This is a genomic window from Deltaproteobacteria bacterium (assembly GCA_019309045.1).
GTDB lineage: Bacteria > Desulfobacterota > Syntrophobacteria > BM002 > BM002 > JAFDGZ01.
This window is the reverse complement of record JAFDGZ010000017.1, coordinates 25,171-42,157: the sequence shown is the minus strand read 5'-3', so window position 1 is coordinate 42,157 and position 16,987 is coordinate 25,171. Positions and strand designations below refer to the sequence as shown.

Below are 16,987 nucleotides of genomic sequence, written 5' to 3'. Positions count from 1 at the left end.
CTCCTGGAGAGAGTAAGTTCCAAAATATCAAGCAGTTATCATAGCAGAGCCAGAAGGAGTGTCAAGGAAAAAATGTCATTTTTATCAATAATTTTAAGACCATAATTTAGCCAGAGGTTTTTACGATTCCATCAGTTTTCGTGTTTTCGCCATGAAAAGTTCTGCCATGAAATGTCATGGATCCGCCTGAGGAGGGAGAAGAACTGACTGTAACAACTTCATCGAGGTGAGAAACCTGAGCAGGAGGGAGAAAGGAGGTTCAGGTGGCGAAAAAACTGAAAGCATTCGCTATTATTTTTGTCGGGCTAATGCTTGGAGTTCAGGGATCTTTTGTGGGTATGGTTGCAGCTGGGGAGGCAACCGTAGACTCCAAGACGATTGAAAGACTGGAACGTCTGATCAGGGAACAGCAGAAGCAGTTGGAATCGCTGCAGCAGCAATTGGACCAGTTGAAGCAAACAGCCGCCGAGGCGCAAGACCAGGCTTCTGAGGCCAAGTCCGCTGCGGAGCAAGCGGCTGTAGCGGCCAGGCATGCGGTGGTAGCGGTCCAGCCTGTGGACAGGGCGGTCACCTCAGGCCAGGCGCGGGTGAAGCTTGCCATCTCCGGTCAGATCAACCGGGCGGTGAATGTGATCGATGACGGCAAGAACACCACGGGTTATTTCGTGGACAATGACTCCAGCAACACGCGGGTGCGTTTTGTAGGCACGGCAAAGGCTAGCGACGACTTGTTGCTCGGTTCACGGTTGGAGATGGCAATGAACTCCAATGAATCGGGCGAGGTCAGTCAGAACAGTGAAAATTCCGGTGATTTTTTCAATGTGCGCTGGGCGGATCTTTCCCTGGCCAGCAAACGTTTCGGCAAGCTTTACTTTGGCAGGGGCGATACGGCCTCCAACAACGCAGCTGAGCTAGATCTGTCCAGAACCGACGTGGTTCAATACGCTGGCATTGCCGACATTGCCGGGGGCATGTTGTTTCGGCAAAACCGTGGGGATAAGTTGACCAGCATTTCGGTTTCCGATGCGTTCAAGGATCTGGACGGGCTGAGCCGTCAGAACCGGGTGCGTTATGACACGCCCACTTTGTGGGGTTTCCATCTGCAGGGAGGGCTGGTCAGCAACCAGCGCTGGGATGCTTCGCTGTGGTGGGGAGGTCAGGCCCTGGGCTTCAAAGCGGTGGCTGCGGCAGCAATATCCGATCCCAACAAGAGCAACACCGACCTCATTGTGGACGGTTCGTTTTCAGTTCTGCACGAGGCCAGCGGGCTGAACCTGACCCTGTCTGCTGGTCAGCGGGGGCGGGACCACCAGGGTGATGCCTCGAACTTTTACGTCAAGGGCGGCTGGCTGACGCAGTTTTTTCCCGTAGGTCAGACCGCTTTTGGTCTCGACTACACCCGTTCGGTGAATCTGCCTACTGGCAGGGATGACGGCTATTCCATCGGCGGAGCAGTGGTGCAGCAATTTGAGAACTACGGTACCGAGGTTTTCCTGCAGTACCGGCTGTACTCGCTTTCGCGAGATGCCGCCCCCAGTGTCCAGAGTATGAAAGTGGGCACCATCGGGGCAAGGGTCAAGTTCTGATGCGTATATGTAAAGGATATGGCCGCAAAGTTTGCTGGCTGGCAGTCCTGCTGCTGCTTGCAGTTGTCATGGCAGGCTGTGCCGGGGTTGAGCCTTACCAGTCTCGCAACCACCGGGAGGAGGGGCCGGAGAAGGGGTTGTTTACCGGATCCCAGGGCGAGTTCGTGATCTTGAGGAAGGCAGGCGAGGCAAAGAAGAGCAGCGAAGACAAGAAAAGCCCGAATGAACCCGAGACCTCTGAGCAACAGGTGACGGACAGCAATCAAAGCGGAAAAGTGGCCGAGCCCTCAGGGGACACGCTTTGACAAAGATATCTGGCAGGGGCATCTAATATGGCCCCCAAGCTCAGGAAAACGGAGGCGGGGCGGGATGGTACCGGCTTCAAGACCATTCTGCTGAGGAACACGATGAGGAGTCCAATTTCAGTTTCATGAGAGCATCGTTTCTCTGAATTCCAAAGCCAGGATGCCAGGGGCAGAGGTGATTCTGCCAAAGTAAGAAAAGGAGTGATGAGAGGGGCTTGATGTCTGCCAGCTGAGGTTGAAGAGGGAGGTCTGGATGCTTTTATTTTTTGCCAGTGTAGGTGCATTGATCCTTGGTTTTTTCATATACGGCAGCATTATTGACCGCATGTTTGGTGCGGATGCATCTCGCCAGACCCCTGCCGAGATCATGGCAGACGGGGTGGACTACATGATGCTGCCGCCCTGGAAAATATTTCTGATCCAGCTGCTCAACATTGCCGGCCTGGGACCTATCTATGGGCCTATTCTGGGGGCACTTTACGGGCCCTCGGCTTTGATCTGGATTGTTTTTGGCTGTATTTTTGGCGGAGCCGTCCACGATTACTTCTCCGGCATGCTGTCTGTGCGCCACAACGGGGAGAGTATTCCCGATGTGGTGGGCTACAATCTGGGCAATGGCATCAAGCAGTTTATGCGGGGCTTTTCAGTGGTGCTGCTCATTCTGGTGGGAGTGGTCTTTTTTCTGGGTCCAGCGGCTCTGCTGGGCAGTCTGACTGACATTGACAAGGCCATCTGGATTGCCGTCATCATTGCCTATTATTTTGTTGCTACCATCTTGCCCATAGATAAGATTATTGGTCGCATCTATCCTGTGTTCGGTGCGGTGCTCATCTTCATGGCTGTGGGTTTGATCGTCATGTTGATTGTCAAGGGCTATGGTTTCTATCCCCAGAGAACTTTAACAAATATCAACCCGCAGAATCTGCCTCTGTGGCCTCTGATGTTCATAACCATTGCCTGCGGTGCTGTCAGCGGCTTTCATGCCACCCAATCGCCCATGATGGCCCGCTGCCTGCCAAACGAAAAGTACGGGCGCAACGTGTTTTACGGTTCCATGATAGCGGAAGGTGTCATTGCCCTGATCTGGGCCACTCTGGCCATGTCGTTTTTCCGCACCCCGGAAATGCTCAATGAGGTGCTTGGCAAAGGGGGCCCCGGGCTGGTGGTCAACCAGGTCTCCACCACCTTGCTGGGGCACTTTGGAGGTCTGCTGGCCATCTTCGGGGTGGTGGTACTGCCGATTACCTCTGGTGATACGGCTTTCCGGAGTGCCCGTCTGATCATCGCCGACGTTTTCAAAGTTTCCCAGAAGCAGAGTTTGAAGCGTTTGATCATTGCGGTTCCCTTATTTGTCATCGGTTTCCTGATCTCGCTTTCCGACTTTGGTCTCATCTGGCGCTACTTCGGCTGGGCCAATCAGACCCTGGCGACCGTGGTGCTCTGGACGGCTGCTGCCTATCTGCTGAGCAGGAAGAAATTTCACTGGGTGGCCACTGTGTCGGCCATTTTCATGACGGTGGTGGTGATCAGCTTCATTGCCAACTCCAGGATTGGCTTCAACCTGCCTTTGCCTCTGGCCACCAGCATGGGCATTGGCGCCGGGGTGTTGGCGGTGGTATCGTTTTTCTGGTACAGCAGCCGGGTCAGGGCGGCAGACGCTGGCGCGCAAGAGGGACTGTAAGTGACGCAGGAGGAAATTGTTATGAAGTTATTGAAATCGTTGCTGCTCGCCGGTCTGCTGCTTCTGGTTAGCTCAGTTCTTTACGCCCAGGACTACAGCGGCACCTGGATAGGTCATGTCACCGAATCCATTTCCCACTGCAAAGAACTCGGCAAGGCAGAGGTTGGCGAGTATCGCTTGACCATCACCCAGAAGGGCAATGAGATCATTATTATGGAAAACGTGGTGCAGCGGCCCTACACAGGTGTGCTCAACCCGCAAACACCAGGAGAAGTGCACGTGCAGGCAACATATCGGTCTCGGGGCGGTTATGTCAGCGATCTGGTGGACATTAAATTTACTGATGAGAACAGCGGCAGCGGGCGCGGCGTCTGGGGCTGGTCCGACGGCTGGTACCAGTGCGGCGGCAGTTACCAGTTCACCCTGCAGAAGAAGCGGCCCTAGCGTTTCTTGGAGATGGGGTGAAGTTGGCGATGAGGGCTGTGGATTTGAGGCCGAACCAGAGCAAGAATGTTCAGGAAATCTGTCACACCGCAATTACAGGGGCAGGATTCAAACCTGCCCCTGCGGGTTGACAATCCTGGTGGACCGCCGGAATTCACTGGGGGTAACTCCCAGCCAACGCCTGAATGCCCTTGAAAAGGCGCTGGATTCTGAAAAACCCAGCAAGAAGGCAATATCGGTTATACTGGTATTCTGTTCACTCAAGTACTTTTGCGCCAACTCCTGGCGCATCTCGTTCAAAAGAGTATTGAAGGTCGTGCCCGCACTTTGCAGTTGGCGTTGAAGCTTGCGGGAACTCATGTACAGCGCCTGTGATACGGTTTCGTCTGTAACCCTGCCTGAAGGAAGCTGATCGATGATAACCGCTTTGACCTTTTCAGCAATGCGGTCCTGATCAAGTTGGGCGAGATACTGGATCATTACCTGATCATGCAGCTCGGCAAGTTGAGGGTTAGAGCCGGGCAGAATCTTATCAACCACTTCTGTGGAGAATCTCAGGCTGTAAGCGGGAGCTCCAAATAGTACTGGACAGCGGAAGTACTCAAAGAACTTTGCGGAACAGGCAGGCCTGGAATGTCTCAGGGTCACGGACACCGGTGTCAGGTCTTCCAGGTAGTTCACTCGGCAGACGCTCAGAGTAACGGCCAGGGCAGCATCGCTTCGTTCAGGAATGTCACCATTTCTACGGTCCGATACCAGGGTGAACCTCAACCCTTCTTCAGTGTCGTCCAGCTTCATAAACGGTTTATCCGAAAGAAAACGATAATATCGATCCATCCTCTCCAAAGAGGTTCGTAAAGTGTGGCTTGCCAGCATGGCGTAGCCCAGGGCTCCAAAATTGGAAGGATGCCACAACTCGGCGGCCTTGAGACCGAAACATGGATCATCGATGATCTCCACAGCCTGGCGCCATAGATTATCTATCTCCTGTATTCTATATCTCCCTGCTGGGTGCTTCATTACTTCAGGGTTCAGACCTGCCTTGCTGAACAGCCTGTCTGCATCAACGCCATAAGATTCCAGGATATTCCACAGTACAAGCAATAAACTGGCCCTATTTGTTGCGCAGATCATGGTTGAACTCTCCTCGGCTATGCAGTGGGCTCGAGAAATATCCTGGTGAGTTTCTTCTATCTAACAAGTTTGGCGCGATAAGTCAAAAAAATGCCGCTTATAGTCAAGCCTTTGATTATTCTATGCCTTAAGTTCTCCATAAAACCACTGGAGAGGTCAGCATGGAGCGATACACAAGCATAGATGACATAATAATGAGGATTTGCACCCAGCGCAGGCACAAGAGACTGTGGAAAAATTTTCAGGTGAAGCTCCGCAAAAGAATTCCCGGTACTGCGGTAGATGTGTGGCTCGAAGGCAATACTTTGAATTTGAGTCAAAGCGGAGCCTGCATCAGGACCAACAGCTGGCCGTCTTTCAAGGTCGAGGAGTTTACGCAGCTTACTTTTCTCTTGCCTCCAGACTTTACTGGAAAGGATGCTCCTGTGGAGTTGCATGGATCTGCTATTGTCAAGAGAGTTGACAGTGCTAGAAAGAGTATCGCTGTTGAATTTATCAATGAACTCCGGGAGTTCAAGTCAAACATGTGGTAATGATGAATTTGCAGACTACCGCAGCCAGCAACTACCTCGAGGCGGGAGTATTAACCGGAATTCTAGACAACATTTCAATAATAACTGGAGCCCTGCGGCCAGCGAGTTGCTGCCGGGATAGGGTTGTATTTTCTCAAGGCCTGCTCAAACACAAGATCGCATTATAATGGTTTTTCGTATTGACAAATATTGGATGCTTTTTAAATTATAGTGATTAGGTAGATTTTTTGAACTATCGAATAGCTCTAGATGAAATCTTGTAGAAATATGCATCGGTCGGCAGTGGGAAATAATGTTGCCGACAAAGGAGATTTACAATCATGGCAGATACAGCGATACATGGTAAAGGCTCTGATGGAGTGGAAATTCTTGGACAGGTCACCCCTGAATTTGCCGAAATCTTGACTCCAGAGGCCCTGGCCTTTGTAGCCAGGCTTCATCGTGAATTCGATGATCGCCGGCTGGAGCTCCTGCAAGAAAGAGAAGAAAGACAGGCTGAACTCGATGCGGGCAGCATGCCAGATTTTCTTGAGCATACCAGGGAGATAAAAGAGGGGAACTGGCAGGTAGCTCCCATTCCGGACGATTTACAGGACCGGCGGGTGGAGATAACCGGGCCGGCTGAGCGCAAAATGATTATCAACGCCCTGAACTCGGGGGCCAGTGTATTTATGGCAGACTTTGAAGATGCCAACTCGCCCACCTGGTACAATATGGTTCAGGGGCAGGTCAATTTGCGTGATGCAGTAGCCGGCACTATCAGCTTCTCTTCTCCCAAGAAGGAATACAGGCTCAATGAGGAGACGGCGACTTTGCTGGTGCGGCCGCGAGGTTGGCACCTCCCAGAGAAGCATGTCCTTGTAAATGGCCGTCCTGTTTCCGGGTCACTTTTCGACTTTGGTCTGTTCTTCTTTCACAATGCCAGGAGGCAGATAGACAATGGTACTGGCCCGTATTTCTATATTGCCAAACTGGAAAATCACCTGGAATCCAGGCTCTGGAACGACGTCTTCTGTCTGGCCCAGGACGAACTGGGAATTCCTCGGGGCACCATCCGGGCTACTGTCCTGCTGGAGACCATTTTGGCTGCCTTCGAAATGGAAGAAATTCTCTTCGAGATGCGCGACCACTCTGCAGGCCTCAATCTCGGCCGCTGGGACTATATCTTCAGCTTTATCAAGAGATTCCGTAAATACCCTGACTTTGTCATGCCAGATAGAAGTCTGGTTACCATGGCCAGCCATTTTCTGCACTCTGCTTCTCTACTGCTGATTCAGACCTGCCACAAAAGAGGAGCGCACGCCATGGGCGGTATGATGGCGCAGATTCCGGTGAAAGGCGATCAGGCAGCTAACGAGGCTGCCCTGGCCAAGGTTCTCGAAGACAAGGAAAGGGAAGCTGGCGATGGCCACGATGGCACCTGGGTGGCTCACCCAGGTCTTGTGCAGATAGCCAAGAAGACTTTCGACAAAATTATGCCGGAGCCGAACCAGATTCACAGGAAGCGGCACGATGTGCATATTACGGCCGAAGATCTGCTCACTGTTCCGGAAGGTGCAATTACGGAAAACGGCATCCGGCACAACATAAACGTGGGTCTGCAATATCTGGAGGCCTGGCTTCGAGGAATCGGTTGCGTTCCCATCTATAACTTGATGGAGGATGCAGCCACTGCAGAAATCAGCAGAACGCAGGTCTGGCAGTGGATACACCACCCAACCGGTGTGCTTACTGATGGCAGGGAGGTCACCAATGATCTTTACCGGCAGCTGGTGCCCGAAGAATTAGCAAAGATCAGGGAGATGATCGGCTCAGAGCGGTTTTCTTCAGGTAAATTCGACCTGGCCAGTGAACTCTTCGACAGGTTGATTACCGAGCCGGACCTGCACGAATGGTTGACACTGACCGCCTATGATTACCTGGACTAGGTTCTCGGGATTATTGAGCTGATGACTGAGTTGTGCTGCGAGGATTTGCTCCAGTACGGCCTTGACGGTCTCGAGCCGTCTGCTGAGACAGGGCGAGCAAATTCAGGCGCAGGAGGAGGTGTGATGCGAAGGGAAAAGGAGGCTGCCGCCCTAGAGAAGGCATGGAGCAGTGAGGCACGATGGCAGGGAGTGGAGCGACCTTACACCGCCGAAGAGGTATTGAAATTGCGGGGCTCCATTCGACTTGACTACACCCTGGCGCAGATGGGCGCCGACAGGCTGTGGCAGTTGCTGCACACGCAGCCATACGTGCCAGCCCTTGGGGCTCTCACCGGCAATCAGGCGGTGGAACAGGTGCTTGCCGGACTGCAAGCAATTTATGCCAGCGGCTGGCAGGTTGCAGCAGATGCCAACAGGGCAGGACAGACCTATCCTGACCAGAGCCTGTATCCAGCTGACAGTGGTCCGGCCCTGGTCCGCAGGATAAACAATGCTCTGCTGCGTGCCGATCAGATTCAACATACTCTGCAGCTGGGAGATATCTACTGGTTCGCCCCCATTGTGGCCGACGGAGAAGCCGGTTTCGGGGGGCCGCTCAATACTTACGAGTTGACCAAGGCAATGATCGAGGCCGGCGCAGCAGCTGTTCACTTCGAGGATCAGATCTCATCTCTGAAAAAATGTGGCCACATGGGAGGCAAGGTGCTGGCGCCGGCATCGGAGTTTCTGCGGAAGTTCGTGGCGGCTCGACTTGCTGCTGACGTACTGGGAGTGCCCACCTTGCTGATTGCGAGAACTGATGCCAATGGCGCCAATCTGCTTCGCAGCGATATCGATCCCCTGGACCAGCCATTCTTGACCGGCAAAAGGACACTCGAGGGCTACTTCGAGGTCAGGGGAGGGCTCGAGCTGGCGATCAGCCGTTCTCTGAACTATGCTCCCTTTGCTGATATAATCTGGTGTGAAACTTCAACGCCAGACCTGGGTGAGGCCAGAGAATTTGCTCAGGCTATCCAGGAAAAATTTCCTGGTAAATTAATGGCTTACAACTGCTCTCCCTCTTTCAACTGGAAGCGCCACCTGGATGATGCAACTATCCGTCGGTTCCAGGAAGAACTCGGCGGTATGGGCTACAGGTTTCAGTTTGTTACTCTCGCAGGATTTCATACGCTGAATGCTTCCATGTTCGAACTTGCCCATGGGTACAGGACCGAGGGCATGGCAGCCTACTCTCGTCTGCAGGAACATGAGTTCCAGATGGCAAGGGACTGGGGCTACAGTGCAGTGAAGCATCAGGGGTTTGTTGGCGCAGGCTACTATGATGAGATTCAAAAGGTTATTGCTCGGGGAGAGGGTTCCACTGGGGCGCTGGAAGGTTCAACCGAGGAGGAGCAGTTCGAGACATAGGCACAAACGGCCGGCAGAACTTCAGCCCGCTGGCCCCATGTCTTGAACTCCACCGCAGCAGGGTCTCCAATGGCAAAGGGCTGGCTCTACGGCCCAGGTGGGGGGCACCAGCTGCATCGGTCCCCAGCGGGTTCTGTCTGTCTGAGGCGTTTGCTCTGATCGTACGGAAGAATGCAGAGTATTCCATGTACGGCCAATTTTTCCTGGACTTGCTGCCAGAAACGGACCTGAAAGAGGTCCGAGTGATGCTCCAGGAAGACCTGGCGCAAATATCCCTGCAGACCCAGGAAATACTGAAATTCTTCAGGGAACTCGAAAAAAACTTGAGGGGATCATCTCAACACGGTCAATGGAAGCAGCAGCAGTTGCCTTCAGATATGCTTCTATCTTTGCACTGGCCAGGCGGCAATCCCTGTGCAAATCTTCATAGGCTGTTCCAAATTGATAGTCTGTGAGTATAGCGGTGACTAGACTAGTGATTGAGGGAAAATTTTTATAGGTGTGATAAGGCAGGTGTCCAATCTGATATGATGCTGTCCGAGAACAGGTGTCCACAAACTCCACCTGCTGATTAACACCAACCGTACCGAGCAGACGCCGGCTGACAGAGTTGAAAAAAGTTTCGGCAAGTTCCCAGGCATCCATGGAGCGGACCAGATGCGCATATACAGCTTTGGCGGCAATCCATAGACCTGTATCCTGGAAGCGCAGGCCAAATAGTTTTCTGATGCTGCTCTCGATGCTGCTTACGGCCGCCGGATAGAGTTCGAGCCTCTTGGCAGCATCAGCTCGCAGTCCGAGCCAGTCACGCTCATCGAAGCGAACTTTGGCCTGCGCCGTAATGGCCCTGAATGTGCTGTGGTAATAGTGGAAGGCCTGGTAGATGGCTTCCGCGCCACTACGAGCCAGCCTGCTGGTAAGATCGTTTTGGCTCATTCAGTTCACGCCAGCGGACCCGGTGGGCCAGGTCCAGGAATATAGCAAGCACCCTAATCGGACAACAGAAAATTAACGGCAGGAATCGCCGCCCGCCCAGGATTGAATTCGTCCGCGCCAATGTCACAGCCTAGCAAAGCGAAGCCAGCCGGTCTGGGATCGCCTTCGAAATCATCCAGGGGTGCAATTCTGGAGTAGAAGTACAACGAAGGAGGTATACTAATCCATTTGCCACAAATGCCCGCATCAATTGCCGCAGAGCTCGGCCGCAATCGCAGATTGAGGGAGTCAGCATTGGCAAATCCAGGATCGGCATGCAAGGAATGCCCACCGGCAGTAACACCGGAATAATCGCCGGCCACATTGTCAAACAGCAAATTATAGTCGTTGTCGAGATTTACCGTGGCGCTTGAACCCTGGTACAGGGTGATGCCGTAGCCGCTGCCGCAAACTGCCTGATATGTTCCCGCAACAATGTTATTGATTATTGTTGCATTTATGACTGAAGTGTCAGAGGCGCTCAAATATATTCCATGGGATCTGCATGAAAATATGGTGTTATTGTATAAATAGAGTGAATGAGTATGAGTCTTGGAGCCAAGTACAGATACAGCTGTAGAGGCAGATATGAAAAAATTATTTTTCAGCGTTGTGGTGGTCGCAGAAGACTCGCTTCCTGTAGTTCCTGATCCAGAAATATTGACAGCTTTGAAAGGATCTGTGGTATCAACTATAAAGCCTTCAAATATATTGGAGTCTGCAGTGACAGATACTGTTCTGCCGTCTTTTCCCGATTCTATACTGACCCCGCCAGCAACTGCAAAGCGAAAGGTATTGTTTTCGAGTATGACATTCAAATCGTAATCATCCGGATCAAGGCGAAGACATACTGGACTTCCAGCTGGCTTACCGATTACCTGGATAAAGCTATCCGAAATGGTCAGTGTTATATTACCTGCCATAACGGCGCTGGCGATTGACACGGCGCTTTGAATCTGGTCTCCAGTTATTCTCAGTTTATTCAATGATACATCGAGAGTGTTGCTGCTGGAATCATTTGCTATTATTACATCTTCACTTACGTCTGAGTCAGGAGGTCCAGAACCTCCATAAGCATTGATGTTCAACCCCTCTAAAGTGATCGTTGTGTCAGAATTCCGGTTCGCATAAATTCTTATTGGAGGGAGAGCACCAGTGGTCTTTTCTATGGTGGGGGTAAAGCCGTTCCCGGCCATGATGGTAACGCTCTCTGTTATGTAGACGCTTTCATCAAAGGTACCGTTGCTGTTGATAATCACTACTCCCGGATCCGCATCACTCTCCACTACGTTCACTGCCTTCTGAATGGTAGCGTAGTCTCCAGGGACAACAACAGTCGCTGCATACAACCGTCCATCAAGGTTGCAGAAGATAATCAGGGCAATTACCACAAGAAGAAAGCCTTTTATCAGCATTCGTGCCAGATTCCACCTCGTGATTTCCGAAGACATATTGTCCCTCCTTCCTGTAATGCTGGGGGCTTGCAAGAGTGTACGTTGTGAGATTAGGAGTGATATCCACACCTGCCATGGCAGCAAAGCCGTGGCAAGATTCAGGAAGCATCAAGGTCATGAACAGGTAGGCCTCGTGCATTACATGGTGTCGTGTGGTCTGTGGCTTCTTGCAGACATCTTTTTCGTAAGGCAACTGCAATCTAGACCGAAGAATGCTTGCATGTCAAGTAGTTGTCTTGAAACAAGACCCTAGGTTGAATGCTATCTGAGAAGATCGTTTCACAACCGAGGTGAAACGAGGCTGCAGCACTTGTTTCGATTCTCCAGAGTCTTGGGTTATGATATATAGCACAACCTGGCAGCTTCGATAAATTTGACGGCCAGGGCGGTATGGCGATTATTACCATTTCCGCAAGATGTTTCAGCCATGACAGCCAGATTGCCGGAAAGGTGGCTCGCTGTCTGAACTGCGGCTGCCTGAGCAGAGAGATCCTCAGAGACACATCGTGCATGTTTCATATCTCTGAAACGAAACCAATCAGGTCTCTGCAACAGGCCCCAACCATTTTCGAGAAAACCACCCATGGCAACAAAAAGTATCCTGTCTACATTCAGACCGCTCTTCTTGAGCGAGTGAAGAGGAGCAACGTAGTTTATTATGGACTCGCTGGCTCAGCCTTCAGATTAGCCGCCAGCAATCGGCTAGTGAAAGGGGTGCACTTTCGTTTTGCCATCAAGCGGCAGCGAAAAGAAGGCCAGCCGCAATTTGCATAAAGAGTGTTGCGGACTAATTATGTCAGATAGCACAGAGGTATACATAATCTACTTTTCGGCTGCCGGCTCCACCCGCCATGTGGCGGAAGTAATGGAGAAACGTTTTGCTGCAATAGGGTTGCAGCCGTTCCTGTATGATCTGGCAAGAGACAGGGACCTCTGCCTGACCATTTCCAGGCAGATACAGCTGCGGGCAAATGACTGTTGTCTGATTGTGGGCTCTCCCGTATATGTGTCGCATGCAGCGCCGCCTGTTATGGAGTTCATTTCGAGCTTGCCCAGTGTTGCTGTATCATATGCAGTGCCCTTTATCACCTGGGGTGGTGCCACCAGCGGCATTGCCCTCTACGAGATGGCAAGGGAGCTTTCCAGGAAAGGGTTCAAGATTGTTGCTGCTGCCAAGGTTCTGGCTGTTCATTCTCTCATGTGGCAACTGAAAGATCCTCTAGGGGAGGGCCACCCGAACTCGGAAGATGACAGAATGATTGAACAACTCGTCGATGAGGTCTGCCGCAAAATCCAGGCTGCTGAGAGAAAAGAGATGGAGCTGGCCCGGCTGGCATACCAGAGCAAAGAAGTTCACACTGAAATGGAAAAAGTTAGCCTGCAAGCTGCCAAGGCGTACATGCCGGCTCGAGAACTCGACGAGGAGATATGCACCCAGTGCCAAATCTGCGCAGAAGTCTGCCCCACCAAGGCTGTGACTCTGGCGCCGTACCCGGTGTTCAAGGAAGGCTGCCTCTATTGTTTCAGTTGTATGAGAGTTTGCCCTGAAGGAGCGATAAAGGCCGATCTCAGCGAGCTCTGGCAGCGAATAAGGGAGAGGGAAGCCTTTTTCAAGGAACAACCCCAGACAGAGATTTTTGTCTGATTGCGGATAAGATATTGGCCGGAGATCATTTTCGCTGGCAGGTGAGGGAATGGCTGAAAACTCTGTTGTCATTATAACTGGAGCATCGCGAGGTGTGGGGGCGTGGGTGGCGCGCTGGCTGGCCAAAGTGGGCGCAGCCATGACCCTGATAGCCAGATCTGCAGAGCAGCTCCACCATGTTGCCAGGGAGGTCGAGCGGCTGGGAGGACGGCCGCTGCCATTTGCAGCAGATGTGGCCGTGGTGGAGAACTGCTTGCAGGCCGTTGAACTTACTTTGCATCATTTTTGCAGAATCGACGCCCTGGTAAACAATGCTGCCGTGGTGGAGCCGCTGGCATTTGCTGCCTCTGCTGAAGCAACATCCTGGCGATACAATATTGAAGTCAATCTGCTGGCCCCCTTTTATCTGAGCAGGGCTGCCATACCAGAGCTGCGGCGGCAGCAGGGCCGGATTATTAATGTGAGCAGCGGCGCGGCGGTGACAGCCATTCAGGCTGCCAGTGCCTATTGCGCTGCCAAAGCAGGCCTCAACCAGCTAACCAGGGTGCTGGCAGTGGAGGAGCCTGGGATCACCAGTATCGCCGTGCGGCCGGGTGTGGTAGACACGGACATGCAGGCGCTTATTCGCAGCAAGGGATCTGCAGCCATGCCAGCGGAGCAGGTGTCTTATTATCAGAGTCTCAAAGAGCAAGGAAAGCTGGAGCATCCTGCCATACCTGGACGCTCCATTGCCTGGCTCTGCCTGTACGCGCCGAAGGCCTGGAGCGGCACCTTCATGGATTACGACGATCCGCGTGTGGTTAGGCAGGCGGTTGAGCTTTTTGGCGAATATGGCGGGGATATTTGAAGGCATTATCCTTCCAGCAATGTATGTATCTTCCCGCCAGGGCCAGAGCGGTCAATTTGGTCGCTGGAGGGACTTCTTTGAATGAATAGAAAAAGGTTAATAACGAGACGTACATTTCTGGCAACAACTGGTGGCGCCCTGGTCAGCATCGGCCTGCCCGGGTTCTATGTCAGGTTGAGCAATGTTGAGAATAGTGCCCTGGCAGCTGAGCTGCGTCCAGACGGCAGACCCCGCCTGCCTCCCAATCAGCAGGCGGTGAAAAGGCTCATCGATATGGGGGGGCAGGCAGGGCGGGCCACAGAAAAGGACTGGAAAATGCGCCTTCACGGAGAAGTCCACAATCCCTGCACTTTCTCTTTCGAAGATCTTATGAAATTAGAACAGGCACATGTCACCTGTGACGTCCACTGTGTGACGGGTTGGAGTCTCCTTGATTCAGAGTGGACTGGGGTGCTGTTGCGCACTATCATGGAGGTGGTGGGGGTCAAGGACGAGGCTCGCTACGTAATTTTCGAAGCAGCGGCAGGCTATAGCAGCAACATCTCCCTGGAAGAGGCCCGCAAGCCGCAGGTGATGGTGGCCCACAGTTACTTTCGGCGGAAACTGTCCAGGGCACACGGGGCGCCGGTGCGGGCGCTGGTGCCTGACCTTTACTTTTACAAGAGTGCCAAGTGGCTCGAGGGCATAAAGTTCAGCCGGCAGGATGAACCAGGCTACTGGGAGCGGGCTGGATACAGCTCATCTGCTGATCCCTGGAGGGAAGAGCGTTTTCGCTAGACATGCCGTATTGCTCGAGAAAAGAAGGGTTGACATGGTTGCTTTTGGAAGTAATGAGCGGGACCGCCTGGTGAGAGTCCACACGGTGGAGAATCGTTTCGAGGCAGATCTCCTCTGTCAGGCTCTGCAGCAAGACGGCATCCCTGTGCTGCTGCGCAAATTCGAAGAAACTGCCTACGACGGCCTTTTCGTACCGCAGATGGGCTGGGGGGCCTTGCTGGTTCCCGAGGAGACAGAAGAGGCGGCCCGCGCCCTGATCAGGAAGGTACTCGAAAGCACAGAGGAAGAGTCTCCTCCAGAAAACAGCTGAAAAAGTCCCCGAGAGGAAGGGTTTGCCGCCAGACGCCATCCACAGGCGGAATGACACGATTCTGGGGACACAACAGGCGAGCGGCCACATGACGCCAACGAATGTAACTGAAAAGCCCCGAGGCATTTACGAGGATCCCAAAGATATCGATAGTAAACTCTGGGAGGAGCTCTGTCAGCTCGAGGTGCAGGATGTCTGTCAGAGGGCTCTGGTGCGCTACCAGGATAGTTTGCGCTGTTATGTGGTTCCCTTTCTGCATCAGAGTTGTGCAGTTTACCCGGAACGGCGTTACATTGAATGGTCTTGCTCAACCCTGCATGAGCCTACTTTTCAATTATATCTCGTGTTACTTACTTATCTCCTTCGCGCCCGGCCGGCGCCCCTTTCCGGTCGACTGGTGACAGCAAGCGAGATTCGGGGCGGCTCGTTTTTCTTTCGCGGCCCGCACGTCTTGTTCACGGAACCATTGCTGCAAAAATTCGGCTCTAACGCCGAGGCATTCTTGCGGGCAGGGCGGAGACTGGGCGGCAGCAGCATGGATTTTGGCGATGTTTCTTTCAGACTGTGGCCTCTGCCGAGGATTCCCCTGGGTTACATTCTCTGGACCGCGGATGAAGAGTTCTCGGCGCGGCTGGTAGTGACCTTCGACAGTTCAGTGGAGCATCATCTGCCTCTGGATGTTATTTGGGCCCTGGTGAATGTGGTAGGGAGCATGTTGCTGCGCCAGGGTTGACCTGCGGTCTGCAACAGTTTGCGGTTGGCTTGACAGTAGAAGGCATTCCTGCTAATTAGCCAGAGCCATAGGTGAGGGTCCCATAACTCTTGGGAAAATAAAAGGATAGCCCGTACCGCAGGGCTTGGCGTTGCACCAGGAGAAAGTATTGGCGAGAAAAAAAATAAAGAAGAAAGATCTCAAGAAACCGGACGAATTCATCAGCTTCGGCCAGAAAATCATTAACTGGTGTGTGGCGAACAAACAGAGCGCCATCAAGCTGGCAGCAGGAGTTCTCATAATCTTTCTGGTGGTCTCGGGTTTTCTTTACTACCGCAATCAGCGAGAAGCCAGAGCAAGGGAGGTCTACACCCAAGCCGTGGCCTACTTGCAGAACGCCCGCCAGGCGAATGGAGGCAAAGGAGACATAGACAGAGCCATTGCCAAGCTGGAAGAGACAGTGAAAAATTTTGGCTCAACAGGCGTTGCCCTCACAGCCACGGTGGATCTGGGCAATGCCTACTATCAGAAAGGCGACTTTGCCAAGGCTGTGGCAGCCTATAAGGATGCCCTGCAGAAAATTGCTCGCCAGGATCCGCTTTACGAAAACGTCCTGGCAAGCCTGGGGGCGACCTACGAGGCCATGGAGGAGTGGTCCGAGGCCCTGGCTGTCTACCAGAGGTTGCTCCAGGAAGGAAAACCAGCCTACCAGACCGATGCCGAGCTTTGTCTCGGCAGAGTGTATGAGGCCATGGGAAACCGCAACAAGGCAATGGGGTACTACGAAACCTATCTCAATGAGAATCCGGGGTCATCCCTGAGTCCCGTACTGAAGACCAAACTGGAGCAGTGGCGGCTCGAGGGAATTTCGCCTGAAAAAGGGTAGCGGACCTGTGGCAAGCCCTGTTGCCTGGTTCTGGAAAGTGGAGTTGAAGGGCGCTTTTCCTGCTGTAGTCGTCTCCAGGCAAGAGACGTTCAGGCGTGGAAACCCAGCGAAAATGAACTTGACAAGGAGATTGATCTCTTATACCCTGCCTAGGCAACAAGAGCGGGAGGATGCCATGCGAGAGAGTTTCGTCGGTTTCCGCATTCACTTCCTTTTTGGCGGCTTCTTTTTTTAGAAGTCCGCCCGCTGGTTGTAAGAGGAGGCCGGTAGCAGGAAAACGGACATCGAAGGCCATGGGCGGACGACAACGGGCTCATGGCTTTTTTGTTTGCAGGCCGTGGGTTCGCCAGAATCTGCGGTTTT

At 52.8% G+C, this 16,987-nt stretch carries 18 protein-coding genes; 14 read left to right on the top strand and 4 right to left on the bottom strand.

From position 1 onward, the window contains the following. Positions 1-263: 263 nt before the first annotated feature. The 4 genes from JRI89_05540 to JRI89_05525 all read left to right on the top strand — a co-directional run bounded on the left by JRI89_05540 (position 264) and on the right by JRI89_05525 (position 4,016). A complete protein-coding gene (locus tag JRI89_05540) occupies positions 264-1,586 on the top strand; it encodes a porin (GenBank protein ID MBW2070702.1) in 1,323 nt (440 codons plus the stop codon). Further along, complete coding sequence (locus JRI89_05535) at positions 1,586-1,891, top strand: hypothetical protein (protein MBW2070701.1); 306 nt, start codon at positions 1,586-1,588, stop codon at positions 1,889-1,891. Before JRI89_05540 ends, JRI89_05535 begins: the two co-directional genes overlap by 1 nt. Before the next feature lie 253 nt (positions 1,892-2,144). After that, a complete protein-coding gene (locus JRI89_05530) occupies positions 2,145-3,572 on the top strand; it encodes a carbon starvation protein A (protein MBW2070700.1) in 1,428 nt (475 codons plus the stop codon). Between the two features lie 21 nt (positions 3,573-3,593). Beyond that, positions 3,594-4,016: a hypothetical protein gene (locus JRI89_05525; GenBank protein MBW2070699.1), complete on the top strand. Its 423-nt coding sequence runs from the start codon at positions 3,594-3,596 to the stop codon at positions 4,014-4,016. 108 nt (positions 4,017-4,124) lie between these two features. Here JRI89_05525 and JRI89_05520 read toward each other — a convergent pair whose 3' ends face one another. Then, the gene (locus tag JRI89_05520; GenBank protein MBW2070698.1) at positions 4,125-5,150 is read right to left on the bottom strand and encodes an AraC family transcriptional regulator; all 1,026 of its coding nucleotides are present in this window, start codon (positions 5,148-5,150) and stop codon (positions 4,125-4,127) included. A 161-nt stretch (positions 5,151-5,311) separates the two neighbouring features. Here JRI89_05520 and JRI89_05515 point away from each other — a divergent pair, with 161 nt between their 5' ends. The 3 genes from JRI89_05515 (at position 5,312) to aceA (ending at position 9,018) form a co-directional block, all read left to right on the top strand. Further along, on the top strand, positions 5,312-5,683 hold the full coding sequence (locus JRI89_05515) for a PilZ domain-containing protein (GenBank protein MBW2070697.1): 372 nt from the start codon (positions 5,312-5,314) through the stop codon (positions 5,681-5,683). A gap of 320 nt (positions 5,684-6,003) precedes the next feature. Beyond that, positions 6,004-7,611, top strand: coding sequence for a malate synthase A (gene aceB / locus JRI89_05510; GenBank protein ID MBW2070696.1), 1,608 nt, complete (start codon positions 6,004-6,006; stop codon positions 7,609-7,611). A gap of 123 nt (positions 7,612-7,734) precedes the next feature. Continuing rightward, the gene (gene aceA / locus JRI89_05505; GenBank protein MBW2070695.1) at positions 7,735-9,018 is read left to right on the top strand and encodes an isocitrate lyase; all 1,284 of its coding nucleotides are present in this window, start codon (positions 7,735-7,737) and stop codon (positions 9,016-9,018) included. Positions 9,019-9,104: 86 nt separating this feature from the next. On the opposite strand, the gene JRI89_05500 is transcribed toward aceA, so the two are convergent. From JRI89_05500 to JRI89_05490, 3 genes are read right to left on the bottom strand one after another with little or no spacing between them, the layout of a single operon-like run. After that, positions 9,105-9,305 (bottom strand): bifunctional isocitrate dehydrogenase kinase/phosphatase, encoded by a 201-nt coding sequence (locus tag JRI89_05500; protein MBW2070694.1) that lies wholly within the window; start codon positions 9,303-9,305, stop codon positions 9,105-9,107. 16 nt (positions 9,306-9,321) lie between these two features. Beyond that, positions 9,322-9,954 (bottom strand): bifunctional isocitrate dehydrogenase kinase/phosphatase, encoded by a 633-nt coding sequence (locus JRI89_05495; GenBank protein ID MBW2070693.1) that lies wholly within the window; start codon positions 9,952-9,954, stop codon positions 9,322-9,324. Between the two features lie 53 nt (positions 9,955-10,007). Next, positions 10,008-11,444 (bottom strand): right-handed parallel beta-helix repeat-containing protein, encoded by a 1,437-nt coding sequence (locus tag JRI89_05490; GenBank protein ID MBW2070692.1) that lies wholly within the window; start codon positions 11,442-11,444, stop codon positions 10,008-10,010. Positions 11,445-11,837: 393 nt separating this feature from the next. Here JRI89_05490 and JRI89_05485 point away from each other — a divergent pair, with 393 nt between their 5' ends. The 7 genes from JRI89_05485 (at position 11,838) to JRI89_05455 (ending at position 16,624) form a co-directional block, all read left to right on the top strand. Then, a complete protein-coding gene (locus tag JRI89_05485; protein ID MBW2070691.1) occupies positions 11,838-12,221 on the top strand; it encodes a hypothetical protein in 384 nt (127 codons plus the stop codon). 19 nt (positions 12,222-12,240) lie between these two features. Then, the gene (locus JRI89_05480; GenBank protein MBW2070690.1) at positions 12,241-13,092 is read left to right on the top strand and encodes an EFR1 family ferrodoxin; all 852 of its coding nucleotides are present in this window, start codon (positions 12,241-12,243) and stop codon (positions 13,090-13,092) included. 49 nt (positions 13,093-13,141) lie between these two features. Beyond that, the gene (locus JRI89_05475) at positions 13,142-13,939 is read left to right on the top strand and encodes an SDR family NAD(P)-dependent oxidoreductase (protein MBW2070689.1); all 798 of its coding nucleotides are present in this window, start codon (positions 13,142-13,144) and stop codon (positions 13,937-13,939) included. Between the two features lie 81 nt (positions 13,940-14,020). Next, complete coding sequence (locus JRI89_05470) at positions 14,021-14,716, top strand: molybdopterin-dependent oxidoreductase (GenBank protein ID MBW2070688.1); 696 nt, start codon at positions 14,021-14,023, stop codon at positions 14,714-14,716. A gap of 34 nt (positions 14,717-14,750) precedes the next feature. Next, the gene (locus JRI89_05465) at positions 14,751-15,026 is read left to right on the top strand and encodes a DUF2007 domain-containing protein (protein MBW2070687.1); all 276 of its coding nucleotides are present in this window, start codon (positions 14,751-14,753) and stop codon (positions 15,024-15,026) included. 88 nt (positions 15,027-15,114) lie between these two features. After that, entirely contained in the window at positions 15,115-15,759 is a 645-nt protein-coding gene (locus JRI89_05460; GenBank protein ID MBW2070686.1) for a DUF3786 domain-containing protein, read from the top strand. 148 nt (positions 15,760-15,907) lie between these two features. Further along, positions 15,908-16,624 carry a tetratricopeptide repeat protein gene (locus JRI89_05455; protein ID MBW2070685.1) on the top strand — a complete coding sequence of 239 codons (717 nt, stop codon included), beginning with the start codon at positions 15,908-15,910 and terminating at the stop codon, positions 16,622-16,624. Positions 16,625-16,987 lie beyond the last annotated feature (363 nt).

Coding starts and splice junctions, on each gene's coding strand:
- JRI89_05535 (MBW2070701.1), top strand. CDS start 1,586: ATGCGTATATGTAAAGGATATGGCCGCAAAGTTTGCTGGCTGGCAGTC.
- JRI89_05530 (MBW2070700.1), top strand. CDS start 2,145: ATGCTTTTATTTTTTGCCAGTGTAGGTGCATTGATCCTTGGTTTTTTC.
- JRI89_05525 (MBW2070699.1), top strand. CDS start 3,594: ATGAAGTTATTGAAATCGTTGCTGCTCGCCGGTCTGCTGCTTCTGGTT.
- JRI89_05520 (MBW2070698.1), bottom strand. CDS start 5,150: ATGATCTGCGCAACAAATAGGGCCAGTTTATTGCTTGTACTGTGGAAT.
- JRI89_05515 (MBW2070697.1), top strand. CDS start 5,312: ATGGAGCGATACACAAGCATAGATGACATAATAATGAGGATTTGCACC.
- aceB (MBW2070696.1), top strand. CDS start 6,004: ATGGCAGATACAGCGATACATGGTAAAGGCTCTGATGGAGTGGAAATT.
- aceA (MBW2070695.1), top strand. CDS start 7,735: ATGCGAAGGGAAAAGGAGGCTGCCGCCCTAGAGAAGGCATGGAGCAGT.
- JRI89_05495 (MBW2070693.1), bottom strand. CDS start 9,954: ATGAGCCAAAACGATCTTACCAGCAGGCTGGCTCGTAGTGGCGCGGAA.
- JRI89_05490 (MBW2070692.1), bottom strand. CDS start 11,444: ATGTCTTCGGAAATCACGAGGTGGAATCTGGCACGAATGCTGATAAAA.
- JRI89_05485 (MBW2070691.1), top strand. CDS start 11,838: ATGGCGATTATTACCATTTCCGCAAGATGTTTCAGCCATGACAGCCAG.
- JRI89_05480 (MBW2070690.1), top strand. CDS start 12,241: ATGTCAGATAGCACAGAGGTATACATAATCTACTTTTCGGCTGCCGGC.
- JRI89_05475 (MBW2070689.1), top strand. CDS start 13,142: ATGGCTGAAAACTCTGTTGTCATTATAACTGGAGCATCGCGAGGTGTG.
- JRI89_05470 (MBW2070688.1), top strand. CDS start 14,021: ATGAATAGAAAAAGGTTAATAACGAGACGTACATTTCTGGCAACAACT.
- JRI89_05465 (MBW2070687.1), top strand. CDS start 14,751: ATGGTTGCTTTTGGAAGTAATGAGCGGGACCGCCTGGTGAGAGTCCAC.
- JRI89_05460 (MBW2070686.1), top strand. CDS start 15,115: ATGACGCCAACGAATGTAACTGAAAAGCCCCGAGGCATTTACGAGGAT.